Source organism: Ventosimonas gracilis (genome assembly GCF_001580025.1).
In the GTDB taxonomy this organism is placed as follows: domain Bacteria; phylum Pseudomonadota; class Gammaproteobacteria; order Pseudomonadales; family Pseudomonadaceae; genus Ventosimonas; species Ventosimonas gracilis.
Genome location: NZ_LSZO01000139.1, coordinates 1 through 981, shown reverse-complemented (window position 1 = coordinate 981; position 981 = coordinate 1). Strand labels below are relative to the sequence as shown.

At 53.4% G+C, this 981-nt stretch carries 1 protein-coding gene; it reads left to right on the top strand.

What is annotated here, in order from left to right:
- Positions 1 to 218: 218 nt before the first annotated feature.
- Positions 219 to 881, top strand: coding sequence for a DNA-binding protein (locus AXE65_RS06385; RefSeq protein ID WP_068389689.1), 663 nt, complete (start codon positions 219 to 221; stop codon positions 879 to 881).
- Positions 882 to 981: the final 100 nt, after the last annotated feature.

Below are 981 nucleotides of genomic sequence, written 5' to 3'. Positions count from 1 at the left end.
GCGCGTTTTTGAATGGTTTTAATGCTACCGGCTACCCTTGCCTAGGCAAACCGTTTTATCGGCCTTAAAACAAAAATTAGACGTGCTAGCGAGCGTGATTGGTGTTTGGTGCGAGACTAAAACGCAAAAATCATCTGTGAAATTTAGAACTTTTTGATTTTGTATGTAGTAGTATGTATAATACAACATACCACTACATACAAACAGGAGGTTAGACGATGAAAGCGAGCAAAGAGCGGGTTTTTGAGGCTGCCGAACAACTGTTTAAATCGGGAGATAAGCCCACGTTAGCCGCCGTACGCGGCATTTTGGGCGGAGGTAGCTACACCTCGATACAGGCGGGACTGTCGGAATGGCGAGCGCAGCAGTCGGCCAAACAGACGGCCAGCGAAGCCGCGCCATCGTGTATTGGCGACCGGTTGAGTGCGTTTGGTATCGAGATTTGGCGTTTAGCGACTGATCAAGCCAGAGAGCGGCTTGAGGCAGAGCGTGGAGATTTGGAGCAAGTCCGTGCGGCGCTTGAGGTTGAGCGGCTTGAAGCGGCTCAGCTCGCCGACAAGCTGGCGGTAGAGGTCGAGCAGCTCAAGGCCGCATTGGACGACCAGGCACAACAAGCGCAGGCGGCAGCCTTGTCTGCTGCCGAGGCGTTAAGGGAAGCGCGGGAAGAGGCGGCGCAGTTGCGCGGCGAGCTGGGAGCTACCAAGGAGCAGTTCGCAGCCCTGCTAAGTGCCCTGGATGCCGCCCTACCCCCACTGCCGCCGTATACCCCAGAAGAGGAGGACATACCTGTTAAGACTGTTAAAAAAACCAAAACGGCGAAAAAGCCCACCGCAAAATCGAGCAAAAGACGGATACCGGAAGACCAAGAATTGCCGCTTTAGTTGTATTTGGAGCCTCGCAGAGCAGGATGCCCGTTGAGCACAAAGTGCGAATAAGGGAGGTGAAGTTAGATAAGCGGCTTGCCGATTAGCTAACTTCACA

Coding starts and splice junctions, on each gene's coding strand:
- AXE65_RS06385 (WP_068389689.1), top strand. CDS start 219: ATGAAAGCGAGCAAAGAGCGGGTTTTTGAGGCTGCCGAACAACTGTTT.